The 22,102-nt window shown below is 63.3% G+C and carries 20 protein-coding genes; 8 read left to right on the top strand and 12 right to left on the bottom strand.

Annotated features, from left to right (window positions below; genetic code table 11):
- The first annotated feature begins 59 nt into the window (after positions 1-59).
- From EN808_RS13990 to EN808_RS13960, 7 genes are read left to right on the top strand one after another with little or no spacing between them, the layout of a single operon-like run.
- On the top strand, positions 60-956 hold the full coding sequence (locus tag EN808_RS13990) for a sugar ABC transporter permease (protein WP_127870525.1): 897 nt from the start codon (positions 60-62) through the stop codon (positions 954-956).
- 17 nt (positions 957-973) lie between these two features.
- Positions 974-1,840: a carbohydrate ABC transporter permease gene (locus EN808_RS13985; RefSeq protein WP_127279176.1), complete on the top strand. Its 867-nt coding sequence runs from the start codon at positions 974-976 to the stop codon at positions 1,838-1,840.
- 4 nt (positions 1,841-1,844) lie between these two features.
- A complete protein-coding gene (gene ugpC / locus EN808_RS13980) occupies positions 1,845-2,942 on the top strand; it encodes a sn-glycerol-3-phosphate ABC transporter ATP-binding protein UgpC (RefSeq protein ID WP_135916100.1) in 1,098 nt (365 codons plus the stop codon).
- Between the two features lie 5 nt (positions 2,943-2,947).
- Positions 2,948-4,060, top strand: coding sequence for a mandelate racemase/muconate lactonizing enzyme family protein (locus EN808_RS13975; RefSeq protein ID WP_135916099.1), 1,113 nt, complete (start codon positions 2,948-2,950; stop codon positions 4,058-4,060).
- 10 nt (positions 4,061-4,070) lie between these two features.
- Entirely contained in the window at positions 4,071-4,400 is a 330-nt protein-coding gene (locus EN808_RS13970; RefSeq protein WP_135916098.1) for an L-rhamnose mutarotase, read from the top strand.
- Complete coding sequence (locus tag EN808_RS13965; RefSeq protein WP_127870522.1) at positions 4,393-5,478, top strand: Gfo/Idh/MocA family oxidoreductase; 1,086 nt, start codon at positions 4,393-4,395, stop codon at positions 5,476-5,478. The genes EN808_RS13970 and EN808_RS13965 overlap by 8 nt, the downstream gene beginning before the upstream one ends.
- Positions 5,475-5,930, top strand: a complete 456-nt coding sequence (locus EN808_RS13960) for a MaoC/PaaZ C-terminal domain-containing protein (protein ID WP_189524124.1) — start codon at positions 5,475-5,477, stop codon at positions 5,928-5,930. Before EN808_RS13965 ends, EN808_RS13960 begins: the two co-directional genes overlap by 4 nt.
- 10 nt (positions 5,931-5,940) lie before the next feature.
- On the opposite strand, the gene EN808_RS13955 is transcribed toward EN808_RS13960, so the two are convergent.
- The 9 genes from EN808_RS13955 to EN808_RS13915 form a co-directional block, all read right to left on the bottom strand.
- Complete coding sequence (locus tag EN808_RS13955) at positions 5,941-6,738, bottom strand: ABC transporter permease subunit (protein WP_135916096.1); 798 nt, start codon at positions 6,736-6,738, stop codon at positions 5,941-5,943.
- A gap of 2 nt (positions 6,739-6,740) precedes the next feature.
- Positions 6,741-7,601 (bottom strand): 2-aminoethylphosphonate ABC transporter permease subunit, encoded by an 861-nt coding sequence (locus EN808_RS13950; RefSeq protein WP_135916095.1) that lies wholly within the window; start codon positions 7,599-7,601, stop codon positions 6,741-6,743.
- Positions 7,594-8,739, bottom strand: a complete 1,146-nt coding sequence (locus EN808_RS13945; protein ID WP_135916094.1) for an ATP-binding cassette domain-containing protein — start codon at positions 8,737-8,739, stop codon at positions 7,594-7,596. The genes EN808_RS13950 and EN808_RS13945 overlap by 8 nt, the downstream gene beginning before the upstream one ends.
- Before the next feature lie 32 nt (positions 8,740-8,771).
- Positions 8,772-9,800: a 2-aminoethylphosphonate ABC transporter substrate-binding protein gene (locus tag EN808_RS13940; RefSeq protein ID WP_127870518.1), complete on the bottom strand. Its 1,029-nt coding sequence runs from the start codon at positions 9,798-9,800 to the stop codon at positions 8,772-8,774.
- 254 nt (positions 9,801-10,054) lie between these two features.
- Positions 10,055-11,065 carry an NAD(P)-dependent oxidoreductase gene (locus tag EN808_RS13935; RefSeq protein ID WP_135916093.1) on the bottom strand — a complete coding sequence of 337 codons (1,011 nt, stop codon included), beginning with the start codon at positions 11,063-11,065 and terminating at the stop codon, positions 10,055-10,057.
- 1 nt (position 11,066) lies between these two features.
- The gene (locus EN808_RS13930; protein ID WP_135916092.1) at positions 11,067-12,425 is read right to left on the bottom strand and encodes an aspartate aminotransferase family protein; all 1,359 of its coding nucleotides are present in this window, start codon (positions 12,423-12,425) and stop codon (positions 11,067-11,069) included.
- A gap of 71 nt (positions 12,426-12,496) precedes the next feature.
- The gene (phnY, locus tag EN808_RS13925; RefSeq protein ID WP_135916091.1) at positions 12,497-13,954 is read right to left on the bottom strand and encodes a phosphonoacetaldehyde dehydrogenase; all 1,458 of its coding nucleotides are present in this window, start codon (positions 13,952-13,954) and stop codon (positions 12,497-12,499) included.
- 260 nt (positions 13,955-14,214) lie between these two features.
- Entirely contained in the window at positions 14,215-15,474 is a 1,260-nt protein-coding gene (gene phnA / locus EN808_RS13920) for a phosphonoacetate hydrolase (protein ID WP_135916090.1), read from the bottom strand.
- Between the two features lie 24 nt (positions 15,475-15,498).
- Positions 15,499-16,698 carry a 2-aminoethylphosphonate--pyruvate transaminase gene (locus EN808_RS13915; RefSeq protein WP_135916312.1) on the bottom strand — a complete coding sequence of 400 codons (1,200 nt, stop codon included), beginning with the start codon at positions 16,696-16,698 and terminating at the stop codon, positions 15,499-15,501.
- Positions 16,699-16,961: 263 nt separating this feature from the next.
- Here EN808_RS13915 and EN808_RS13910 point away from each other — a divergent pair, with 263 nt between their 5' ends.
- Complete coding sequence (locus EN808_RS13910) at positions 16,962-17,831, top strand: LysR substrate-binding domain-containing protein (protein WP_135916089.1); 870 nt, start codon at positions 16,962-16,964, stop codon at positions 17,829-17,831.
- 50 nt (positions 17,832-17,881) lie between these two features.
- Here the strand turns inward: EN808_RS13910 and EN808_RS13905 are convergent, their stop codons facing one another.
- From EN808_RS13905 to EN808_RS13895, 3 genes are all read right to left on the bottom strand, one after another.
- Positions 17,882-20,359: an FAD-dependent oxidoreductase gene (locus tag EN808_RS13905; protein ID WP_135916088.1), complete on the bottom strand. Its 2,478-nt coding sequence runs from the start codon at positions 20,357-20,359 to the stop codon at positions 17,882-17,884.
- Between the two features lie 82 nt (positions 20,360-20,441).
- Positions 20,442-21,230, bottom strand: coding sequence for a DeoR/GlpR family DNA-binding transcription regulator (locus tag EN808_RS13900; protein WP_135916087.1), 789 nt, complete (start codon positions 21,228-21,230; stop codon positions 20,442-20,444).
- Between the two features lie 105 nt (positions 21,231-21,335).
- Positions 21,336-22,004 (bottom strand): GntR family transcriptional regulator, encoded by a 669-nt coding sequence (locus tag EN808_RS13895; RefSeq protein ID WP_167531369.1) that lies wholly within the window; start codon positions 22,002-22,004, stop codon positions 21,336-21,338.
- Positions 22,005-22,102: the final 98 nt, after the last annotated feature.

Genomic DNA, 22,102 nt, shown 5'->3' with positions numbered 1-22,102 from the left:
TGCTGTTCACCGGGTCGGGCCTCGGCCCAACATTGCATGCCAGACACCAAAGGACCCCGATGAAGGGCTTCAAGCCATCCGCGCCATTCCTGCTGCTGCTTCCGGCTATCATCGTGCTGGCGGCGGTCGTCGTGGTGCCGTTGCTGCTCTCGCTCTATTCCAGCTTCACGCCGTTCCGGCTGACCAAGCCCGAGACGTTTTTCGTCTTCGTCGGTTTCCGCAACTATCTTTCGATCCTAGGCAACACCGATTTCTGGTGGGCGTTCGGGCGCACGGTTCTGCTGCTGACGATCGCGCTCAATCTCGAAATGCTGCTTGGCCTCGGCCTGGCGATGCTGGTCGAGAAGGCGACGCGCGGGCAGCGCATCCTGCGCACTCTGATGATGTTTCCGATGATGTTCTCGCCGATCCTCGTCGGCTTCCAGTTCAAGTTCATGTTCAACGACAATATCGGCCTGGTGAACAACGCCCTGCAGTCGCTTGGCATCACCAGGGATGCCATCCCCTGGCTGATCGAAGGCCATCTCGCCTTCATCGCCATCTCGATTGCCGAGATCTGGTCCTCGACGGCGATCTTCGCCATCCTGATCCTCGCCGGGCTGCTCGCCATGCCCAAGGAGCCGATCGAGGCGGCGCGCGTCGATGGCTGCACGCCGTGGCAGACATTCCGCTATGTGACGTGGCCTTTCGTCATGCCATTCGCCTACATCGCCATGACCATCCGCTCGCTCGACGTCGCGCGCGCCTATGACATCGTCAAGATCATGACCGATGGCGGGCCGGCGGGGCGCACCGAGCTGTTGTGGACTTTGGTGGCCCGCACCGCCTACAGCGACGGACGCATGGGCATGGCCAACGCCATGGCCTATTTCTCGATCCTGCTGTCGATCGCCTTCACCGTCTATTTCTTCAACAAGCTCGCCGCGGCGCGCACGCAGATCGGCGCTGAGTGGTGAAGGGCGGAGTGGTGAAAATGGACGAGAATTCTTCCGCCCGCCTGAAGCGCCGGCTCTTTGGTATCGTCTATCGCGTCGGCCTGTTCCTGGCGATGCTGACCATCTGCCTGCCCGGCCTCTGGATCGTGCTGTCGTCGCTGCGGCCGACGGTCGAGATCATGGCCAAGCCGCCGGTGTGGATCCCGCAGGATATCTCGTTCGACGCCTATGTCGCGATGTTCTCAGGCATCGGCAAGGGCGGCATCCCGGTCATCGAATATTTCCGCAACTCGCTGATCATCTCCGTGACCTCGACGGTGATCGCGGTCGCCATCGGCATGGCCGGCGGCTATGCCTTCGCGCGTTACCGCTTCCGCGGCAAATCCGGCGTTTTCCTCGGACTGATGCTGACGCGCACGGTGCCGGGCATCGCGCTGTCGCTGCCGCTGTTCTTCCTCTATGTGCGGCTCGGCATCATCGACACGCATTTCGGCCTGATCCTCGCCTATGTCGCGCTCAACGTGCCTTTCACCATCTGGCTGATCGACGGCTTCTTCCGCCAGGTGCCGAAGGACCTTGCGGAAGCGGCGCAAATCGACGGCTGCACGCGCTGGCAGGCCTTCTGGCAAGTCGAGTTTCCGCTTGCCGGCCCGGGCATTGCGTCGGCGGCAATCTTTGCCTTCCTGACCTGCTGGAACGAGTTCGCATTGGCCTCGCAACTGACCCGCTCGGTCAGCGCCAAGACGCTGCCGGTCGGCCTGCTCGACTACACGGCCGAGTTCACCATCGACTGGCGTGGCATGTGCGCGCTCGCCGTGGTGATGATCATTCCGGCGCTCACCCTCACTTACATTGTCCAGAAACACCTTGTCGGCGGCCTGACCTCCGGCGCGGTGAAAGGCTGACCCCATGGCAACGGTTTCCCTCAAAAAACTGACCAAGCGCTACGGCAATATCGGGATCGTGCATGGCATCGATCTCGATATTACCGACCGCGAATTCATCGCGCTGGTCGGCCCGTCCGGCTGCGGCAAGTCGACGACGCTGCGCATGATCGCCGGGCTGGAAGAGATCAGCGCCGGCTCGATCGAGATCGGCGGGCGCGTCGTCAACGATTTGCCGCCGCGCTCGCGCAACATCTCCATGGTGTTCCAGTCCTACGCGCTCTACCCGCATATGACGGTGCGCGAGAATCTAGGCTTTTCACTCAAGATCGCCGGGGCCGCCAAGGAAGACATGGACCGCCGCGTTGCCGAGGCTTCGGCCATCCTCGGCCTCGACACACTGCTCGACCGCCGCCCGTCGCAACTCTCCGGCGGGCAACGGCAGCGCGTCGCGATGGGCCGCGCCATCGTGCGCGATCCCGATGTCTTCCTGTTCGACGAGCCGCTCTCCAACCTCGACGCCAAACTGCGCACGCAGATGCGCACCGAGATCAAGAAGCTGCACGCCAAGGTGCAATCGACGGTGATCTACGTCACCCACGACCAGGTCGAGGCGATGACGCTTGCCGACCGCATCGTCATCATGCGCGACGGCCACATCGAACAGGTCGGCACGCCCGACGAAGTATTCCGGCGGCCGGCGACACGCTTCGTCGCCGGCTTCATCGGCTCGCCGCCGATGAACCTGCACGAGGCGACGGCCGACAATGGCCGACTGGTTTTCGCCAGCGGCGAAAAGCTGCCTTTGCCCGCCCAGTTCAAGGCCAACGTCGCCACCGGCGACAAGGTCGTGTTCGGGCTGCGGCCCGACGACATCTATCCGACCGGCCATGGCATCAGCTCCGGTGGTGCCGCCGACGTGCATCAGATCGAACTGCCGATCACCGTCACCGAACCGCTCGGCAACGAGACGCTGGTGTTCGTCGAGTTCAACGGCAGCGACTGGGTCTCGCGCATGTTGAACCCGCGACCGCTGAAGCCGGGCGAACAAGTGGCGATGAGCCTCGACCTGTCACAGGCGCATCTGTTTGCCGCCGACACCGGCAAGACTTTGCGGAGATGACGGACATGGCCAAGATCGAAAAGATAGAGTTGCGGATGGTGGACCTTGTGCCCAAGGTCAAGCGCACCGACGCTATCCAAAGTTTCGTCAGCCAGGAAACGCCAATCGTGACGATCACCGATTCCGACGGCGCGGTCGGCACCGGCTACAGCTACACGATCGGCACTGGCGGTTCCTCGGTGATGCGGCTCTTGTGCGACCATCTGGCGCCGCGCCTGATCGGCCGCGACCCTGACATGATCGAGGCGATCTGGCACGATCTCGAATTCGCCACGCATGCGACCACGATCGGCGCCATCACCGCCATCGCCATCGCGGCGATCGACACGGCGCTCTGGGATCTCAGGGCGAAGAAGCAGAACCTGCCGCTGTGGAAACTGGCCGGTGGCGCCAAGGACCGCTGCCCGCTCTACACGACCGAGGGCGGCTGGCTGCACATCGAAACGCAGGCGCTGGTCGATGATGCGCTCGCTGCCAAGGCCAAGGGATTTCGCGGCTCGAAGGTAAAGATCGGCAGGCCGCATGGGTCCGAGGATCTTGCGCGCCTGTCGGCGGTGCGCAAGGCGGTGGGCGACGGCTATGAGATCATGACCGACGCCAATCAGGGATTTTCGGTCGACGAGGCGATCCGGCGTGCGGCAAGGTTGCGCGAACTCGATCTTGCCTGGATCGAGGAGCCATTGCCTGCCGACGATATCGACGGGCATATCAGGTTGTCGAACTCGACGCCGACGCCGATCGCCATCGGCGAGTCGCTCTATTCCATGCGCCACTTTCGCGAATACATGCAGAAGGGCGCCTGCTCGATCGTGCAGGTTGATGTCGGCCGCATCGGCGGCATCACGCCCTGGCTCAAGATCGCCCATGCGGCGGAGGCCTTCGACATTCCGGTCTGCCCGCATTTTCTTATGGAATTGCATGTCAGCCTGACCTGCGCTGTTCAGAACGGCAGGTATGTCGAGTACATTCCGCAACTCGACCAGTTGACCGGCAGGCACATGCGCATCGAGGATGGGCACGCGCTGGCGCCCGACGAACCGGGTATCGGCATCGATTGGGACTGGGACGCGGTGAAGAGCATGAGCATCGCCGAATTCACCAAGGCGATCACGGCATAAGGAAGCTGATATGCAGCGGATGGGATTTGTACTGGGGTTAAAACCGGAAAAGGTCGAGGAATATGTCCGCCTGCACGCCGCCGTCTGGCCTGGCGTGCTGACAATGATTTCGGCCTGCAACATCAAGAACTACTCGATCTACCTGAAAAGGCCGGAGAACCTGCTGTTTTCCAATTTCGAATACCATGGCACCGATTATGCCGCCGACATGGCCAAGATGGCCGCTGATCCCAGGACGCAGGAGTGGTGGGCGGTCTGCATACCTTGCCAGGAGCCGCTGGCGACACGCAAGGAGGGCGAGTGGTGGGCCGAGATGGACGAGGTTTTTCACCATGACTGAAGGGACTGAGGGCGGTTTCGACCCTGCCTCGCTCGTCCAGTCCTGGCCCAAACCCTCAAAGTCCCGGCCGATCGTCACCTTCGGCGCCGGCTCCATCGTCGGCGATGCGCATTTTCCCGCCTACCGGAAGGCGGGATTTCAGATCGCCGGCCTCTATGATCCGGACCAGGCCAAGGCGCGGGTCCTGGCCGACACATGGGGTGTGACGGCGTTCCGTTCGGCGGAAGAAGCCGCTGCAGTGAAGGACGCGATCTTCGATCTGGCAACGCCACCGGGGCGGCATGCCGAGATCCTGAAGGCTCTGCCCGACGGTGCGTTCGCACTGATCCAGAAGCCGATGGGCAACTATCTCGGCGAAGCAACCGAAATCCTCGAAATCTGCCGCGCCAAGAAGCTCAAGGCGGCGGTGAATTTCCAGCTGCGCTTCGCGCCGATGATGCTGGCGCTGAAGGACGCAATCGCCAAGGGTTGGCTCGGCGAGGTCGTCGACTTCGACGCCTGGCTGGCGCTGGCGACGCCGTGGCAGTTGTGGGAATTCCTGCTCAAGGCGCCGCGCGTCGAGATCGCCATGCACTCGATCCACTATCTCGACCTGATCCGGCAATTGCTCGGCGATCCCAAGGGCGTGCATGCCAAGACGCTTGGCCACCCCAACCATAAGGTGGCGCAGACGCGCACCAGTGCCATTCTCGACTATGGCGACACGGTGCGCTGCGCGCTGTCGATTAACCACGACCACAAGTTCGGGCGCCGGCACCAGGCCTGCGAGTTCCGCATCAGCGGCACCGAGGGTGCGGCCTATCTGAAGCTCGGCCTCAACCTCGACTATCCCAAGGGCGAGCCGGATATTCTGGAGATCTATCCGAAAGGCGGGAGCGATTGGATATCAGTGCCTTTGGCCGGCGAATGGTTTCCCGACGCCTTCGTCGGCCGCATGGCCAATGTCCAGCGCTTTGCATCAGGCGAAGACGATGAGTTGATTAGCTCGGTCGACGACGCCTGGAACACAATGGCGCTGGTGGAAGCGGCCTATCGTTCGAGCGCGGCGCCTGCGACGCCGATCGCGGAAAGGCCCTGATGGAACAGATCACCTATTTCGAGGAGTACGAGATCGGCTCGTCACGCCTCACCAGCGGCCGCACCATCACCGAGACCGACTTCATCGTTCATGCCGGCCACACCGGCGATTTCTTCCCGCACCACATGGACGCCGAATTCATGAAGACGACGCCGTTCGGCCAGCGCATCGCGCATGGCACGCTGGTGTTCTCGGTCGGCATCGGGCTGACGGCGAACGTGATCAACCCTGTCGCCTTTTCCTATGGCTATGACCGGCTGCGCTTCATCAAGCCGGTGTTCATCGGCGACACGATCCGTACGCGCACCACCATCGCGGCCAAGGAGGACGATCCGAAGCGGCCTGGGTCGGGACGCGTGATCGAGCGATGCGAGGTCATCAACCAGCGCGGCGAGGTGGTGCTGGCGGCCGACCATATCTACATCGTCGAACGGCAGCCGGCGCAGAGCTGAGCTTCAGCGCCTACGAACCGGTGGCACGCTTGGTGATGCGCTCCAGCCCAAGCAGCAGGATCAGCGTCGCCGCCACCAGGATCATGGTGAGCGCGGCCCCGGCAAAGATGTCGCCACGATCGGTTAGCGAGAAGATCGACACCGGCAGCGTCACCCAGCCCGGCGGATAGACCATCACGGTCGCGCCCAGTTCGCCCATGGAGAGCGCGAAGCTCAGACCGAAGGCGGCGACCAGATAGGGCGCGAGCAAAGGCAGCGTGACATGCCGGAGCCGGTAGGCCGGCCTCGCGCCGAGGCTTGACGCCACCTGCTCGAAGTCGGGCGACAGCCGTGCCAGCCCGGCCGAGACGTTGCCGAAGGTGAAAGCCGAGATCAGCACGAAATGCGCGATCATGACGATTGCGATCGTGCCGTTGAGCAACAGCGGCGGATGGCTGAACGCAACCAGCAGGCCAAGGCCGACGGACACCGAAGGCACCGCGCTCGGGATGAAGAACAAAAGGCCGAGCAGCCGCTTCAAGGCCGGCCCTTGCAGGCGAAGCGACAAGGCCGCCCAGGTACCGCTGACCAGCGCCAATGCGCTTGCCGCGAAGCCGGTGATGAGGCTGGCCTTGACCGCGTTCCAGGCCGCGCCCTTGGCGACGTCGGCATAGTGCTGCGTGGTCAAGCCATTGGGAAGCACGCCGTTCCATTGGTCGGCAAGGCTGGACAAGAGGATGACCGCCAGCGGCGCCAGGAACAGCACGCCGAAGATCAGCGCGAAGATCACCCAGATGATCAAGCGGCCGGAGCGCGACCAGACCAGCATGGCTAGACTCCCAATCGACCGGCGGCAAACCGGTAGAGACCGAACAAGCCGAGCGACAGCGCGATGTTGACCACGGCGATGATGCAGGCGACCTGGTACGCCGATTCCTGGATCGCCTTGCCGTAGATCAGCAGCGGTAGGGTGATGACGCCCTTGGCGCCGATGAACAGCACGATGCCAAATTCGTTGACGGTGAGCAGCAGGCAGAGACTGCCGCCAGCGACGAGCGCGGGCACCGCCGCCGGCAGGATGACTTGGCGGACAATGCGGAACGGCCTGGCGCCAAGCACGCTTGCCGCTTCGATCTGGCCGCGATCGACCAGCGAAAAGGCGGCGAGCAGCGGCCGCAGGATGAACGGCGTGTACACCGTGACTTCCGCCAGCACGACGCCCCAGCTCGAATAGAGGAAATCGACAGGCGGCAACGGCAGCGAGAAGGCCTCCATCAGCCCCGAGTTGAGCATGCCGGCGGAACCGTAAAGGAAGGTGAAGGCAAGCGTCACCAGGAAGGTCGGTAGCGCGATGAAGGTGTCGATCAGCCTGGCGATGAAGCCGCTGCCGGGAAATGGCACGAAGGCGAGGATCAGGGCCAGCACCAGGCCGACGATCAGGCATCCGGCCGTCGCTGCGACCGAGATCGTCATCGTGTTGACCAGCGCGTTGAGGAAGAAGCGCGAATGCAGGACGCGGATGATCTCCGCGACATTGGCGACACCGCTGTCGTCGAGGAACGCCTGACGTACAATCAGCGCCAGCGGGTAGAAGAACAGCAGCGCCAGCAGGGCAGCCGGCGGCACGATCCACAGCCGGCCCGGCTCTCGCTTCCTGGCCATCGGAGCACCAATGGCGAGCGCTTCAGACACCGGCGTCTTCCGGAAGAAGTGACGTATCCGCCGGCGCGAAGAACAGCGGCACCTTCGTGCCGGTTTCGGGCAAGGCGACAGGCAGTTTCGTTGCCGAGACGCGCACCGGCGTGCCGCCGACATCGAGCACCAGATGGGTGAGTTCGCCCTGCCAGTGCACTTCCCTGAGCGTGCCGACAATGCGGTTGGTGTGCTCGCTGTCTGCCGTGAGGCTCAGATGCTGCGGCCTGATGCAAAGCAGGCTCTTGTCGCCGGCCTTCTCGTCGCGACCGGCACTGGTGAGCACGGCATCACCATGCCTTGCCGAGGCGAAGCCTTTCGGGCCGGCGGCTTCGGCAACCGTCACCGGCAGAAGATTGGCGCGGCCGAGGAACTCGGCGGTAAAACGGTTTGGCGGGCGGCGATAGAGTTCGGTCGTTGGCCCATGCGAACAGACCCTGCCATCGCGCATGATGGCGATCTTGTCGGCAAGCGTCAGTGCCTCGGTCTGGTCATGCGTGACATAAAGGATGGTCAGGCCGGGCAGGCTGCGGTGCAGGCGAGCGATTTCCTCCACCATGTTGCGGCGGATCTGCGCGTCGAGCGCTGAAAGCGGCTCGTCGAGCAGGAGCACGCGTGGCCGCACGGCAAGGGCGCGGGCAATCGCGACGCGCTGCTGCTGGCCGCCCGAAAGTTCGCGTGGATAGCGCCGGGCAAACGTCGCCATGCCGACGGTGGCAAGCGCATCCTTCACCCGTTCGCCGATCAGCGCCTTGTCGGCGCCTTGTGCCCGCAGGCCGAAGGCGACGTTGTCCTCGACCCGCATATGCGGGAACAGCGCGTAGTTCTGCACCACCATGCCGAGCCCGCGTTCGTAGGGCGGCAGATCGGTCACGTCGGTGGCGCCGATACGGATACGTCCGCTTCTCGGCCGCACGAAGCCGGCCACGGCCCGCAAGGCGGTCGTCTTGCCGGACCCGGACGGGCCGATCATCGCCAGGATTTCGCCCGGCGCGATGTCGAGGGTCAGCGGATGCAGGACGACATGCGCGCCATAGGCGACAACGACCTTGTCGAAGTGGACATTGGAGCCGGCGCCGCGAACTTTCGCGGCGTCGATATCCGTGACTTCGGAACCCGTGAAGGCGGCTGCCGACATGGCGTTGTTCTCCGGACTGTTTCCTTGGCGGATCAACTTCCGGTCGCTTCGTTCCATTTCTTGACGTAGTCGGGCAGCTTGCTCAGCGCCTCGTCCCAGTTCGGCGACCAGATGGTCAGGCCCTTCATGGCCTCCTGCAGCTTGGCGAAGTTGGCGTCGGAGGGCGTCACGTCCTTGCGGGCAGGCAAGCCGATGGCAATCGAGCTTACAGTCGACTGGGCTTCCTTGGACAGCAGGAAATCGATCAGCTTCTTGCCATTGTCGGCATTGGGCGCACCGGTGACCAGCCCGATTTCGTAGGGCAGCGCGAAGGTGGAGCGCACGCCGTCAGGCCCCGCCGGCCAGAACACCTTGATGTTGGGATTGTCGGCCATCTGCGACATGTTCATCTGAAGGTCGCCATTGGCGACGTGCAGCTCGCCCTTGTTGACCAGCGCGGTCAGCTTGCCAGTCGAGGCGGATGGGCCGACATTGTTGTCCTGCAGCTTCTTCATGAACTCGAAGCCGGCGTCCTCGCCGCCGAAGGCATGAATGATCTGCAGCATGACGGCGGTGCCGTCACCGGCCTGGCCGGGGGTCGAATACTGGATCTTGCCCTTGAACTTCGGATCGAGCAGATCGTTGTAGCTCTTCGGCGCTTCCGACAGCACGGCGCTGTTGTAGATGAAGTTCATGTAATTGTTGACCAGCGGCCGATACTTGTCGGTGCCACCGTCGATCTGGGACGCGGCCTCCGGCTTGTAGTCCTGCAACAGGCCGTCGGCGGCGGCGCGCTGGATGAAGGGCGGCAAGGTCACAAGCACGTCGGCCTGCGGGTTAGATTTTTCCTTAGCGACGCGCTCGACGACGCCGCCCGAACCTGCCTCGATATACTGAACGGTAATGCCGGTGGCCTTGGTGAAGGCGGCGAATTCGGTCTCGTACCAGCTGCCATTGCCATCATGCAGGCCATCGGCGGAGTAGACGGTGACGACGCCGTCGGCGAGCGCCGGCCCGACGAGGGCCGCCGATGCAAGCAATGCGGCGAAGGCCGCGACCATGGTTGCGTTTCTTGATTTCATGACGAGTTCCCCTTTGATTGAAGGCACATTCTGCGATGCACTAGGACCAACCGGCCTTGGGTTTCTGACGGACGTTGAGCCGGTTGGATGTCTTCGTTGTGACAACTCTGGGGATCGGCGATCGATAAGTAAAATCTATTTATTTTATGAGAGCCAAAATTCCTCTGATATTTGTCATGGAACTGTCGCATCCACGTCTTGACCATGAATGTGGCTGGGCCGAAGGCAGCTATCAGCTTGAAAAATCTCGCTTATCAGCCGAACACAATACCTCCCGTCTGCGCCCGCAATCGCGGATCATGCGAACGGACGGTCACCGGCCGGCCTTCGAGAATCTCGAAACAGCGCGCGAGCGTGTCGTCCTCGAGCCGGCGCATCGCCTCGTGCGTGAAGAAGGTGAGATGCGGAAACAGGATCACATTGTCGCGACCGAACAGCGCGCTCATCGGATGGCCTGACTTCGACAGCGGCTCCGCCGAATAGACATCGAGCCCGGCACCACCGATGCGCCCGGCAACGATCGTCTCGACGAGGGCCGCCTCATCGATCAACGCACCGCGCGAGACATTGACGATGATGGCCGAGGGTTTGAGGCAGGCGAGCTCATGCTTGCCGATCAGGCCGCGTGTCTGGTCGTTCAGCACGCAATGGATGGAAACGAAATCGCATGCGCCCAGCATGGCATCGAGGTCGTCGGCCTTCTCTATGCCGGCGGCGCGCATTGTCGCTGCATCGACAGCGGGATCAAAGCCAATCACGCGCGCGCGAAATCCCTGGCCTGCCATGCGCGCCATGCTGCGGCCGATCTTGCCACAACCGACGAGCCCAAGCGTGGCGCCGGAAATATCACGCCCCAGCCAGCGTTGCTCGGGCCAGATCCAGCCATCGCGCGACATTGCCTGCGTGATCGCAGGCAGCCGCTTGGCGAGCGCGATCATCAGCGCAAAGGCGCCTTCGGCAACGGTTTCCTCGGCATATTCGGGCACGTTGACCACGGGAATACCACGCCTCATCGCGGCGGCGATGTCGATTGCATCGATACCAACGCCATATTTCACGATGCCCTTCAGCCTTGGCGCCGCGTCTATCACCCGCGCGGTGATCGGCGTGTAGCACATCAAGAGAAGGTCGGCGTCGGCCACTGCTTTTATGAGATCGGCTTCGGGAATGCCGTCCGGCAACGTCACCAGGTCGACGCCCCTCGCCCGCAAGCCGGCATCGATTTCAGGACATTCGAGTTCGCGATCTGTGCGGACGGCCTTCATGTCAGGCCGCCAGCACCGCGGCCTCGACGATGTCGAGCGCCCGGTCGAGATCGGTCTTTGAAATGACCAATGGCGGCGAGAGTGTCAGCACGTTGCCTTGGCTGACCTTGAAGCTCAGTCGCTGTTCCAGGCAGGCGTAGAAGACGCGTTCGGCGAGGTCGCGTGCCGGCTGGCGCGAGGCGCGATCCTCGACCAGTTCGACCCCGACCATCAGTCCCCTGCCCCTGACATCGCCGACATGGGGCGAACGCGCCATCAGGTCCTGCATCCGTCCAAGCATATGCCGGCCAAGTTCGGCCGAACGCTCGACCAGCCCGTCCTCCAGGATGATGTCGATGGTCGTCAGCGCGGCGCGCGTCGTCACCGGGTTCTTCTCATGGGTGTAGTGACCGATGGCGAAGCCGCCGGTGACGTCGAGGTCGCGGCGCGCGATGACGGCGGCGATCGGCAGGATGCCGCCGCCCAGCGACTTGCCGAGGACGACGATGTCGGGCGTAACGCCGTCATGTTCGTGGGCGAAGAATTTTCCGGTCTTGCCGAGGCCGGTTGGGATTTCGTCGAAGATCAGCAGCGTGCCATGCCGGTCGCAGGCTTCGCGCACCCGCTTCCAGAAACCGGGCGGCGGCGGATTGGGCGTCGCGCGCATCGGCTCGGCAACGACCGCCGCCACATCCTGCTCGCGGCCGAGCACATAGGCGATCATGTTGGCGCAAGCGAGCCCAGAAGCCTCTAGGGAATCGTGGCCATAGGGGCAGCGATAGCCGTCCCAGGGCGCGACATGCTCGGTGCCGGTCATCATCGGACCTGATATGTGCGAGCGAAAGGTCGCCTCGCCGCCGACGCTTGCCGCGCCAAAGCCGGCGCCGTGGAAGGCGTCCCAGAACGACACCGTCTTGAAACGGCCGGTCGCGGCGCGCGCGATCTTCAGCGCGACCTCGATGGCATCCGAGCCGCCGGTGGTGAACAGCACCTTGCCGAGGTCGCCAGGCGCGAGGGCCGCCAGTCTCTCCGCCAGTTCGACGGCGGGCTCGCAGGTAAAGCGGCGCGGCGCGAAGCAGAGTTCGTCGAGCTGTCTCTTGATCGCCGCCACCAATCTCGGGTGGCCGTAGCCGAGATGGTGGACGCTGTTGCCGTGGAAATCCATGAAACGGCGGCCGGCGGTATCCTCGATCCAGATGCCTTCAGCCTTGGCGATCGTCGAGAGGCACGGGCTGGACAGGCTCTGGTGCATGAAGGCGGCGGCATCGCGATCAAGCAGGCCGCGAATGCGGGGATCGTCCTGGCCGGCATCCCAGCGGCCGCGCGCCGCCGTGGTGTTGGAATCGCCCTCTGTATGCACAAGCTCGGATATCGCGGCCATCATCATCTCCGAAACGCGAATGAGGGAGCGTTGGCCGCTCCCTCTGTTTTCTGTCCGTCGGTCGCGCCTGGTCAGGACCAGGGCAGCGAAAAGGTCTTCACATTGGTGTAGCTCTTCATCGCTTCGATGACGCCTTCCTTGTAGCCATTGCCCGAATCCTTGATGCCGCCGAAGGGCGACATCTCGATGCGGTAGCCCGGCACTTCCCAGATGTTGACCGTCCCGACCTGAAGGCCGGTGATGTATTTCTGCATGCGGGGAAACGAGTTGGTGCAGACGCCCGACGACAGGCCGAAGGCGGTCGAGTTGGAGAGCGCGATCAGCGCATCGTCATTGTCCGGCGCGCGCACGATCGGGATGATCGGCCCGAAGGTTTCTTCCATCACGAGTTCGGATTTATGCGGCACGCGGTCGACGACGATTGGCGGCAACAGAGCGCCCTGGCGGCCAGGATTGTAGAGGATATCAGCGCCTTGCTCGGCGGCCATGTGAACGCGGGTTTCGAACAGCGCCGCCGCCTTCTCGTGGACGACGGTACCGAGATCGGTAGAGCGGTCCATCGGGTCGCCGAAGCGAATCTTTCTCGCGCGCTCCAGCACCAGCGGCACGAAACGGTCGGCGATGCTTTCCTGAACGAGGATGCGCTTGACGGCCGTGCAGCGCTGACCGGAATTCTTCGTCGCACCCGCCACCGCGAGATCGGCGGCCTTTGCCAGATCTTCATCCGACAGATCGTTGAGGATGATCAGCGGATCGTTGCCGCCGAGTTCCAGCACCTGGCGTTTGTAGCCGGCGGTGCGGGCGATCATCTTGCCGACCGGCACGCCGCCGGTGAAGGTGATCAGATCGATATTCTCGTTGGTGATCATCTCGTTGCCGATGTCGACCGGCCAGCCGGTCACTACCGACAGCATTTCCGGCGGCAAGCCGGCTTCGTAGAGAATGTCGGCCAACAGAAGCGCCGTCATCGGCGTCAGCTCGGTCGGCTTGACGACTACGCAATTGTTGGTGGCGATGGCCGGCGCCACCTTGTGCGAGACCATGTTGAGTGGATGGTTGAATGGCGTGATCGCCGAGATCGCCTTCAGCGGCTCACGCGTGGTGAAGATCTTGCGCGCCTTGCCGTGCGGGGTGAGGTCGCAGGAGAAGATCTGGCCATCGTCCTGGATGCACATCTGCGCCGACAGCGTGAACACGTCATAGGCGCGGCCGACTTCGTAGAGCGAATCCGTCTTGGAGATGCCGAGCTCGAGCGTGATGAGATCGGAAATTTCTTCCCGGCGCGACGCCAGTGCTTCCGCCGTGCGGAACAGGATCTGCTGGCGCTCGTAGCGGGTCAGCTTCGACCGGTAGCCGGCGGCGATCTCGAAAGCTTTTCGCGCATGCTCGGCACGGCCGGCTGGCACGGTGCCGATAACAGTGTCGTTCCAGGGGTAGCGCACCTCGACGATGCCGTCGGCATCGACCTTCTTGCCGGCGATACGCATCGGCTCGTGGCGAACTTTGATGGCAGGGTCAAGTTGGGTCATGTGAGTCTTCCCTGTGCTCAGTGAGCAACATTGATCTTTTGTCGGCTAGGTCATCGCGTTTCGGCTCCGGCTTCCCCCACTCCGTCGCCGCTTCGCGGCGCCACCTCTCCCCCCCTCCGGAGGGAGAGGAAAGCCAAGGCCGGCGAACTCAGCGCCCTTCCTCTCCCCCGTCGATCGGGGGAGAGGTGGCCCGAAGGGCCGGAGTGGGGGTCGACCAGCACCATCATGGACGGCTACACGCTGCTGGCGATCCAACTCACTCAGCCCGCCAGCGCCGCCGCCATCGTCGCGTAGTAGAAGGCGTCGAAATTGCGCAAGGTCGGCTCATTGGGCAGATCCGGCAGCACGCGGTTGACGATGAACGGTACTTTCTGCTCGGTCAGCCCGCCATGCGAGCGCAGCGGCTCGTTCAGCGCCGCCAGATCGTGGCGATGTTCTGATGTGCCGATCGTCTTGTTCTCGGTGGAGATCAGCACGATGTCGCCGATGCGGTCGGCCGGCAGTTCGAAGCGCTCGCAGGCATCAGGGCTGTCGACCACCAGCATGATGCCGTCAACCTTGGCCAGCCGCGCCATGATGCCGGCCTGATCAGCGCCATCAGGCAAGTAGGCGGTGGCGAAAGAGCCGAGAGCGCCGTGATGCACGACATAGGGGTCGGTGATCGGCAGGATGACGCGGGCGGCGTCCTTGCACAGCCATTCGTCGAGAATATCCTGGACGTAGACGACGTCGGGCGAACCGTCCGCCTTGTGCTTGGGCTTCATGCCATGGTCGGCGGTGACGACGATCGCCGCGCCCAGCGCATCGAGCTCGGTCAAGTACTTGTCGAACATTTCGTAGAAGGCGTTGGCCTGTGGCACGCCGGGCGCATATTTGTGCTGCACATAATCGGTCGTCGTCAGGTACATGATGTCGGGGCGGAATTCCCTGAGCAGCTGAACGCCGGCGGCGAAGACGAATTCCGACAGTTCGGCCGAATAGACTTCCGGCACCGGCAGACCGAAATGCTTCGAGGCATTGTCCATGCCGTGCTCGGCCACTGTCGTGGTGTCCGACTTTTCAGCCGAGAAGCACAGCGCGCGGCCTTCGCCGAAGGCGAGGCCCTTGCCGAGCAGCGCACGCAGCTTGTCCTTGGCGGTCACCACCGCGACCTTGGCGCCGGCATCGTAGAAGGCCTGGAAAATGGTCGGCGCGCGCAGGAAGCGCGGGTCGTTCATCATCACTTCCTTGCCGGTCTCGCGCTCGTAGAGATAGTTGCCGCAAATGCCGTGCACCGAGGGCGGGCGACCGGTGGCGATCGACAAATTGTTGGGGTTGGTGAAGCTCGGAATGACCGAGTGCGCAAAGCGCACCGTACCCTTCTGCTTGATCCTGACCAGGGCCGGCATCAGCCCGGCCCTGATCGCCTCGTCAAGATAGGCCGGCTCGCAGCCGTCAAGGCAGATGGCGATGGCCGGCACGCGCGGCCAGGCGTAGGTGCGGCCATTGACCGCGACGTTGATGGGAGACATCTGGTTCATCAAAAATCCTCGAAAACGGCCGCTTCAGGCGGCGAGTTTGGCGCGCTCGGCGATTGCCGCCGCGGGTGGAGCGGCGGTGTCGACGCCCATTTCATCAAGCGATTGCGCCGCCGCCTCGACGACGCGGCGCATGACATGTTCGTCCATCTGGCCGATGCAGCCGACGCGGAAGGAATCCACGACCGTCAGTTTGCCGGGATAGATGATGAAGCCCTTGTCCTTCATCAGTTCGTAGAAACGATCGAAGGCGAAGTTGGCGTGGGCCGGGTTGAAGAAGGTGACGATGATCGGCGACAGCCAGCGGTCCCTAAGCAGCGTCTCGAAGCCTAGTTCGCGCATGCCCGCCACCATGACGTCGCGGTTCTTGACATAGCGGGCGCCACGGCCGGCGACGCCACCTTCGGCCTCGTGTTGGCGCAGCGCCTCCAGGAAGGCGGCGACGACATGCGTCGGCGGCGTGTAGCGCCACTGGCCGGTCTTGTTCATGTGCGCCCATTGCGCGTGAACGTCGAGCGACAGGGAATGGCTGCGCCCCTTGGCTGCTTCGAGTTCGCTCTTGCGGGCGATGATGAAGCCGAAGCCGGGCACGCCCTCGATGCATTTGTTGGCCGACGACACCATCGCCTCGTAACGGATCTCGTTGACGTCGAGCGCGACGGCGCCGAAGGCACTCATGGAATCGACCAGCAGTTTGCGACCCTTGCCATGGACTGCTTCGGCGATCTCGGCGACAGGGTTCAAAATGCCGGAGCTGGTCTCGCAATGAATGGCGATGACATGCGTGATCGCAGGATCAGCCTCGAGCGCGGCCGCCACCTCGTCGCCGCGCGGCGGCAGGTAGTCGCCCTTGTCGATCAGCGTATAGGCGCGGCCGAGATACTGCATGGTCTGCGCGGCGCGCAGGCCATAGGCGCCGTTGGCCAGCACCAGAACCTTGCCATCACTGGGCACGAACGAGCCCAGCATCGCCTCGACGCAGAAGGAGCCGCTGCCTTGCATCGGCACACAGTCGAACTCGCCTTTCGTGTCGCCGGTCAGCGCCAGCAGGCGGCGGCGCATGTCTGATGTCATGGCGCGGAAGTCGCCGTCCCAGGATCCCCAGTCGCGCAACATCGCCTGCTTGACCGAATAGGCCGTGGTGAGCGGCCCGGGGGTCAAAAGATAGGGCTCGCCCAGGGCCGGCCTGGCCAGCGGCTCGGCGGCAAATTTCGTCTCGGCGAGCATGATGTCCTCCGACAGGTCGCTGCTTTTTTGATGTGGCGCCATTGTTGGTCCGGGCGACGTATTTGTAAAATCGTTATTTTGTATCGACGTATCGATTAGAACGATGATGAATTGCATTGGACAGGCTGCATGCCGCTCATGACACGGCTGTGAACGCGGTAGGGTTCATCCCCAGACATTAGCGGAATCGTTTATTCCGTCCTTTTGGCTAGCCAGGCTTATGATAAGGTGCAGGCGGCTTCGAGACCCGAAAGGCACACAGGATGCGCTATGTTCAGCTGCGAGCCTTTCATCAGGTGGCGATCTCCGGCGGCTTTTCGCGGGCGGCCGAAGCGCTTTTCCTGACCCAGCCGGCGATATCGGACCAGGTGCGCAAGCTCGAGGAAGAGTATGACGTGCTGCTGTTCAATCGGAACAAGAAACAGGTCACGCTGACCCATTCGGGCCAGAAGCTGCTCGAAATAACCCACCGCATGTTCGATACCGAGCAACAGGCCCTCGAGCTCCTGACCGAGTCGCGCGCTTTGCGTTCCGGCACGCTGCGCATCGTCGCCGATGCAGCGCACCACCTGCTTCACATCCTCGGCAGCTTCCGGGCCCGCTATCCCGGCGTACAGGTCTCAGTGCGCGCCGGCAACACCGAGACGGTGATCAGCAGCCTCTACAGCTATGATGCCGACATCGGCGTGCTGGGCGAGGTGCCCGCCGGGCGCGATTTCGAGGTGCTGAAACTGAACTCGACGCCGATCATCGCCTTCACCTCGATCGACCATCCTTTGGCAGGGAAAAAATCGCTGACGCTCAAGCAGCTCGCGCAGGAATCGCTGGTCATGCGCGAGCGCGGTTCCAAGACGCGCCAGAAGCTCGAAGACATGGCGGCGACGTCGAAGGTCGAGCTCAGGCCGGTGATCGAGGCCGAGGGCCGCGAAGCCGTGCGCGAGATCGTCGCCTCGGGCGCCGGCATCGGCTTTGTCTCGGCGGCCGAATTCGGCCAGGATTCGCGGCTCGTCCCGATCACCATCGATGCGCCCGAGACCTTGATGGACGAGGCGCTGATCTGCCTGCGCGAGCGCAGCGGCGGCAAACTGGTGCGCGCCTTTCTCGACATGGCGCGCTCGATGTCGGCGGACTAGTTGAGCATGATCTTTTCCGAAAACCGGTTCCAACTTTTCGGGATCATGCTTTAAGCCGCGACCTTGATCTCCACTGCATCGGCTTTCACCCGCTCCGACTTCGGATCATAGGGGCTGCGCAAATGCGCGGTAACCGCATGGCGCACGCCGGCAAGATCGATCTCGAAACGGCCGTTGGCCAGGAATGAAGCATCGACGCCCGCTTCGTGCTCGATCAGCCCGAGCGCCACCGAACGGCCGAGTGTGTGGCCGTAGGCAGCCGAGCGCACCTCGCCGACCGGCTTGCCGTCGCGCAGGATCAGCTCGCCGCCCCACAGCATCGGCTCGGCATCGTCTGTTGTGAACAGCACGATGCGCCTGATCGGCGCCGACGAGGATTTCGCGGCGGCGAGCGCATCACGGCCGATGAAGCCGCCCGGCTTGTCCATCGCGACGGCAAAACCGAGCCCAGCCTGCCACGGGTTGATATCAGGCGTCAGTTCGCGACCCCAGGCGCGAAAACCCTTTTCGATGCGCAAGGCATCGAGCGCGTAGTAGCCGGCGTCGGCCAGGCCAAATTCACGGCCGGCTTCATGCAGCGCCTCGTAGACGCCGACCGCGAACTCGGTCGGCACGATCAGTTCCCAGCCGAGCTCACCGACATAGGTCATGCGGTTGGCGTAGGCTGTGGCATAGCCGATATCGATTTCGCGGATGGTGGCAAAGGGGAAGCCGGCATTGGAAAGATCCGCCGAAGACAGTCTGCCCAGGAGGTCGCGCGAACGCGGTCCCATCAACGCCAGCACCGCATAAGCCGAGGTGACGTCGGTCAGTATCGCATGCGCGTCCGCCGGGATGTTCTTGACGATCCAGTCTGCATCGTGGACGGCCTGGGCGGAGCCGGTGACGATGAGGAATTTTTCCGCGCCAAGCCGCATCACGGTGAGATCGCTTTCGTAGCCGCCACGCGCATTGAGCACACCCGTGTAGACCGAAGTGCCGACCGGCACATCGATGTCGCCGGCGCAGATCCGGTTCAGCACGGCACGGGCGTCGCGCCCCTGGACAAAGAGCTTGGCGAAGGAGGTCTGGTCGAAGATGGCGACGGCTTCGCGCGTCGCCTTCATCTCGCGTTGCACCGCCGCGTGCCAGTTCTGGCGGTCGAAGGCATAGTCGTTCCCGGCTGTCTCTCCTGGACCCGCAAACCAGTTGGCGCGCTCCCAACCCATCTTGGAGCCGAAGCACGCGCCCTTGGCGGCGAGCCGGTCGTAAAGCGGCGAACGGCGGAATGGCCGCGCGGTGTCCAGTTCGCGGTTCGGCCATGGCATGGCGTAATGCAGGCCGAGCGTCTCCTTGACCCGGTCATGCAGCCAGCGCGGATTGTTGTTGAACGAGGCGAAGCGCCTGATGTCGACCGGCCACAGATCCATGGTCGGCGCGCCGTTGACGATCCATTCGGCCAGCGCCCTGCCGGCGCCACCGGCACTGGCAATGCCCATCGAATTGAAGCCAGCGCCGACATAGAAATTCTTCAACTCCGGCGCCTCGCCGAGGAGGAAATTATTGTCTGGCGTGAAGCTCTCGGGACCATTGTAGAATTTCTTGACCTCGGCCTGCGCCAGCTGCGGCACGCGCACCAGCGCGTTTTCCATCAGGATTTCGAACTGGTCCCAATCATCCGGCAGCAGCGCGAACTCGAAATTTTCGGGAATGCCGTTCATGCCCCACGGCTTGGCATGCGGCTCGAAGCCGCCCATGACCAGGCCGCCGACCTCTTCCTTGAAGTAGATGAATCCATCGGGATCGCGCATGACGGGCAGATCCGGATGCACGCCTTCTATCCGGCCAGTGACGATGTACATGTGCTCGGCCGAATGCAGCGGCACCGACACGCCGCACATCAGCCCGACCTTGCGCGCCCATTGGCCGGCGCAATTGACGACGATCTCGGCGGCGATGTCGCCATGGTCGGTCTCGACACCGCAAGCGACGCCGTTGCTGACGCTGATACCAGTGACCTTGACCCGCTCGAAGATTTTGGCGCCGCCATTGCGCGCGCCCTTGGCAAGCGATTGCGTGAGATCGGTGGGATTGGCCTTACCGTCTCCGGGCAGCCAGACAGCGCCGACGAGATCGTTTGTCGCCATGACAGGCCACAGATCGCCAGCCTCCCTGGGCGAGATGACGTCGATCTCTACCCCTTGGGCGCGCGCCGACGCAGCCGTGCGCTTCAGCACCGTCATGCGGTCGGCCGTGCGCGCAACTGACAGCGAGCCGCAATTCTTCCAGCCGGTGGCAAGACCGGTCTCGGCCTCCAGTTCGCTGTAGAGCTGCGTGGAATAGCGGATCAGGCTGGTCATGTTGGAATGGCTGCGCAACTGGCCGACAAGACCAGCCGCGTGCCAAGTGGTGCCGCCGCTGAGTTGCCCCTGTTCGAGCACGACAACATCGGTCCAGCCGAGTTTTGTCAGATGGTAGGCGACCGAGCACCCAATGATGCCGCCGCCGACAATGACGATTCGAGCCTGGGTGGGAAATTCATGGGCCATGAGCGTTCCGCCATTTGAAGGATGGCCGGGACATTAGCACGAGAAAACCAAATATCAACCCATAAAGTCACAAAATATCACATCAAGCTGCGACGATGAGTTCTGGACCCTTTTGCGAAAGCGCTTCGGCAAGCGCCGGTTCGGGATTGGCGTCGACGATCACCCCGGCGGCACGTTCGAAGTTGGGAATCCTGAGCGGCGTCAGCTTGCCGAACTTGCTGGCGTCGAGCACGAAATAGGCCTTCCCGGCAAGGGCGATCATGCGGCCGCGCTGTTCGGCGCCGGCGCGGGTGAAGTCGGTCACCTCCCCGTCCGGCGACAGCGCGCCGCCACCAAGAAAGGCGATGTCGACACGAAAGCGGGCCATCGCATCGAGCGTGTCGATGCCGACAGCCGCCTCCTCGCCGGGGTCGACTTCGCCGCCCAGCATATGCACGCGCATGCCGGGGACATGGCATAGATGCAGCGCTATCTTCAGGCTGGCCGTGCAGATGGTGAGGTCGCGCAGTTCCGATATGGCATGCGCGACGGCCAAAGTGGTGGTGCCGGAATCGAGAAAGACCACCATGCCATCCCTGACCAGCCTGGCGGCCGCCCTGCCGATCGCCGCTTTGCCGGCCGCATTTTCCTGGCTGCGCAAGCTCATCGACGGCTCGCTCGGCTCGAAGCGGGCGGCCCCGCCATGCACGATGCCGAGCCTGCCCTGGTCCGAAAGCAGCTTCAAATCGCGGCGGATGGTTTCGCGCGAGACATCGAAGAACCCGGCCAGTTCGGCGACGCTGACGGAGCCCTGGGCGCCCAGCCGCCGCAGGATCTCATCATGGCGGCGCGGGGCAAGGGCACGTGCCGGCAGGTGGCTGACGGGAGACATGGCGATCCTTATGTCGAGCGTTGATGTTGCAATATGTGGCAGCGAACCGCCCCGCTGGCAACCGCGCGCCATGGCATCGATCGCGGACGGCCCTGCCCCTCGGGCTCAGGATTTTCGCGACAGTCCGCCGCCGTCTATCGCATTGACGAGTGTGTCGCTGCCTTCGCGAAGATGCTGCCTCAGAACGCTCACGGCCTTCTTCTCGTCACGCCGCCGGCAAGCGGCCAGCAGATCGCGATGCTCGCTCTGAGAGCGGGTGCGGTAGTCGAGGTTCGACAGCAGGATGCGGACATAGCGGTCGGCCGCGTTGTGATGCGCCTCGATCAGGTCAAGCAAACGGCGGTTGCCGCAGGCATCGTAGAGCGACAGGTGAAAGGCCCTGTTCAGGGCGCCCCAGCGGCCCGCATTGCGCTCCGCGTCGATCTGGTCGAGCACCTGCTCGGCTTCTTCAAGCTTGGCGCCGGGCAGGGCCGGAACGGACAGCCGGAGCGCCTCGCATTCGAGCAATTCGCGCACCGCGTAGATTTCGGCGATCTCGGCACCGTCCATCCCGGCGACATGCGCGCCCTTCGTGGGATGAATGGAAACAATGCCTTCCGCCTCCAATTGGCGAAGCGCGTCGCGGATGGGCATGCGGCTGAAACCGAATTGCTCGGCCAGTTCATCCTGACGCAGCGTGGTGCCTGCCTTCAGCGATCCGCTGGCTATAGCCTCGCGCAGGACATTGGCGACCTGTTCCGCCACCGTCTGCGGCCTCTCGATCAGGCCTTCCATAAATCCGCGCAATCGATGCTCCCATGCCACGCGATCGCCAGCCTAGTGGAAAACATCCGGCGATATAAGTATCCCCGTGTACGAGAGCGGTTTGGTTT

The organism is Mesorhizobium sp. M8A.F.Ca.ET.165.01.1.1, from assembly GCF_004792065.1.
Taxonomy (GTDB): domain Bacteria; phylum Pseudomonadota; class Alphaproteobacteria; order Rhizobiales; family Rhizobiaceae; genus Mesorhizobium.
This window is presented reverse-complemented; position numbering and strand designations above follow the sequence as displayed.

What these genes read in the sequence shown, in the direction of transcription:
- EN808_RS13955 (WP_135916096.1), bottom strand. Translation starts at nt 6,738, where the DNA reads ATGCTGGTCTGGTCGCGCTCCGGCCGCTTGATCATCTGGGTGATCTTC.
- EN808_RS13905 (WP_135916088.1), bottom strand. Translation starts at nt 20,359, where the DNA reads ATGGCCCATGAATTTCCCACCCAGGCTCGAATCGTCATTGTCGGCGGC.
- EN808_RS13900 (WP_135916087.1), bottom strand. Translation starts at nt 21,230, where the DNA reads ATGTCTCCCGTCAGCCACCTGCCGGCACGTGCCCTTGCCCCGCGCCGC.
- ugpC (WP_135916100.1), top strand. Translation starts at nt 1,845, where the DNA reads ATGGCAACGGTTTCCCTCAAAAAACTGACCAAGCGCTACGGCAATATC.
- EN808_RS13985 (WP_127279176.1), top strand. Translation starts at nt 974, where the DNA reads ATGGACGAGAATTCTTCCGCCCGCCTGAAGCGCCGGCTCTTTGGTATC.
- EN808_RS13975 (WP_135916099.1), top strand. Translation starts at nt 2,948, where the DNA reads ATGGCCAAGATCGAAAAGATAGAGTTGCGGATGGTGGACCTTGTGCCC.
- EN808_RS13915 (WP_135916312.1), bottom strand. Translation starts at nt 16,698, where the DNA reads ATGCTCGCCGAGACGAAATTTGCCGCCGAGCCGCTGGCCAGGCCGGCC.
- EN808_RS13895 (WP_167531369.1), bottom strand. Translation starts at nt 22,004, where the DNA reads ATGGAAGGCCTGATCGAGAGGCCGCAGACGGTGGCGGAACAGGTCGCC.
- EN808_RS13940 (WP_127870518.1), bottom strand. Translation starts at nt 9,800, where the DNA reads ATGAAATCAAGAAACGCAACCATGGTCGCGGCCTTCGCCGCATTGCTT.
- EN808_RS13945 (WP_135916094.1), bottom strand. Translation starts at nt 8,739, where the DNA reads ATGTCGGCAGCCGCCTTCACGGGTTCCGAAGTCACGGATATCGACGCC.
- EN808_RS13990 (WP_127870525.1), top strand. Translation starts at nt 60, where the DNA reads ATGAAGGGCTTCAAGCCATCCGCGCCATTCCTGCTGCTGCTTCCGGCT.
- EN808_RS13970 (WP_135916098.1), top strand. Translation starts at nt 4,071, where the DNA reads ATGCAGCGGATGGGATTTGTACTGGGGTTAAAACCGGAAAAGGTCGAG.
- phnY (WP_135916091.1), bottom strand. Translation starts at nt 13,954, where the DNA reads ATGACCCAACTTGACCCTGCCATCAAAGTTCGCCACGAGCCGATGCGT.
- EN808_RS13910 (WP_135916089.1), top strand. Translation starts at nt 16,962, where the DNA reads ATGCGCTATGTTCAGCTGCGAGCCTTTCATCAGGTGGCGATCTCCGGC.
- phnA (WP_135916090.1), bottom strand. Translation starts at nt 15,474, where the DNA reads ATGAACCAGATGTCTCCCATCAACGTCGCGGTCAATGGCCGCACCTAC.
- EN808_RS13935 (WP_135916093.1), bottom strand. Translation starts at nt 11,065, where the DNA reads ATGAAGGCCGTCCGCACAGATCGCGAACTCGAATGTCCTGAAATCGAT.
- EN808_RS13930 (WP_135916092.1), bottom strand. Translation starts at nt 12,425, where the DNA reads ATGGCCGCGATATCCGAGCTTGTGCATACAGAGGGCGATTCCAACACC.
- EN808_RS13965 (WP_127870522.1), top strand. Translation starts at nt 4,393, where the DNA reads ATGACTGAAGGGACTGAGGGCGGTTTCGACCCTGCCTCGCTCGTCCAG.